This is a genomic window from Microcoleus sp. B4-C1 (genome assembly GCF_036705285.1).
GTDB lineage: Bacteria > Cyanobacteriota > Cyanobacteriia > Cyanobacteriales > Microcoleaceae > Microcoleus.
The window spans coordinates 1-1,870 of record NZ_JAUBUC010000206.1; the positions used below are offsets into that span (position 1 = coordinate 1).

Sequence of the window (1,870 nt, forward strand, 5' to 3'; positions counted from 1 at the left end):
CCGCCCGTCCAAAAAGGACGGGCGGGACGCCCATCCCACAATAATAATTAAAATTATAAGTTATTTAATTAGCAATCATTAGGGAGTACCGCGCTCCAAAGAGTAAATGTAGGGTGAAGACGGACTACAGAGAACCCGATAGCGACTGTTTAAACTGCATCACAACGGATTTCGATGATAAATCCATCAGGATCGTAAAAGTAAATGCCGCGTCCTGTAGCGCGAGTAACGGGGCCGCTATCGATCGCAATTTGATTTGACTTTAGCACTTCCAGAGCGCGATCGAACAAATCCGGAGCAATATCGAAGGCTAAGTGGTTGGCGCGGGTAAAAGCTTTCTCCGGGTCTGGGTTTGGCGGTTCTAAGTCTGGCTGCCAAAATAAGTCAATAACAGTACCGTCTGGGGTGACAAAATTAGCGACTTTACCAGCGGCTACCATTTCTGTTAAAGTTGCGGGAATTTCGGCGCCTGTTAGTTCGTGCAGGCCGAGAATTGTACCGTAGAAGTGGCGGGAAGCTGTCATATCGCGCACGTTTAAAGCGATATGGTGAACGCGGCGCAAATTCCCCGGCGCGAGGGCAATTTTGACGTTGTTTTCGGTAGTTTGCATGATTGTCATCAATTGCGAATGTTCAAATTGAAAGGAGTTTGATTTATTCAGATGGTCTGCTGTAAAATAAGCATTTTAAGTTGGTAGTCAGGACTTAATCGGGGCCTCGAAACCGGGTTTTTTACCTTTGGTGCGGTCTACAACGTGTCTTTTCGTAAAAAAACCCGGTTTCTCAACAATTGTGAGTAAGTCCTAGTATTGTTATTTTTCTTTAGGAAATGATGCCATGCCTACAAATAGCATGGCCAGACCACCTGCCAGAATTGCGAAGGCAAGTACACCTACAACTAAATCTAATCCCGATGTATTTTCCATTAAATTAAACAGTTCTCCAATTAAATACAATCATCGGTATTTGTTCATGGTTTAGTGCTTGCACACAAGGGGGAAAAGCAGAAGGAAAAAAATAGCTTTCAACTTATTGGAAAAAAAGCCTATTAATTTCTTCCCTCTTCCCTAAACATCCATCCGTTAAATCAGTTAAATCCTGTACACTGCTTAGTTGCCGAACTTCTTATTTCGCCAATTCTCGATCGATAGCAGCGATTAGTTCTGGCGAATCGGGGCCAACACTGCTGCGGAATCTGGCCACAACTTCACCCTGTTTGCTAACTAAGAATTTCTCAAAATTCCAGGAAACCTCACCCTTGGGCTCGACTGCACTCGTAAGCTTAGCGTACAGCGGGTGCTGCTGAGTGCCTTTAGCGCGTACTTTGTCAAATAATTCAAAGGTTACGCCGTACTTGGTAGTACAGAAATTGACGATTTCTGGATTACTTCCGGGTTCTTGAGCTCCGAAGTCGTTACAGGGAAATCCTAAAACACGGAGTCCAGCCGCGCTGTACTTCTGGCTCAATTCTTCGAGCCCTTTGTATTGAGGTGTATAGCCACATTTGGAAGCTACATTAACTATCAAGAGTACCTGGCCAGCGTACTCTCCTAGCTGCTTGTCTTCGCCTGCGATCGTTTTTACTTTAATGTCGGAGATTGTGCTGGGCATTTTCAAATACTTTTAAATTTGACCACCACAATTTTACCGCAAGTCGCTACAATTTTGTCTAGAGGTCGATCGCTAAAAATTTCAATATCCCGGTCGCGGCGGGTTTACGCATCTCGCGCTTATATTATAGATATTGGTTAAGCCACCCTACCAAAATTACGGTTAATTTACCGAACCTGATCTTAGGAATGAGAATTAAATAACTTCCACTCTTGAAAGTGGGATGGGCGTCCCGCCCGTCCTTTTTGGACGGGCGGGA

General features: G+C 44.5%; 2 protein-coding genes. Both read right to left on the minus strand.

Annotated elements, in window-relative coordinates:
• Positions 1–149: 149 nt before the first annotated feature.
• A complete protein-coding gene (locus tag QUB26_RS31650) occupies positions 150–611 on the minus strand; it encodes a VOC family protein (RefSeq protein ID WP_333251508.1) in 462 nt (153 codons plus the stop codon).
• A 514-nt stretch (positions 612–1,125) separates the two neighbouring features.
• Positions 1,126–1,611 carry a glutathione peroxidase gene (locus QUB26_RS31655; protein WP_333321264.1) on the minus strand — a complete coding sequence of 162 codons (486 nt, stop codon included), beginning with the start codon at positions 1,609–1,611 and terminating at the stop codon, positions 1,126–1,128.
• Positions 1,612–1,870: the final 259 nt, after the last annotated feature.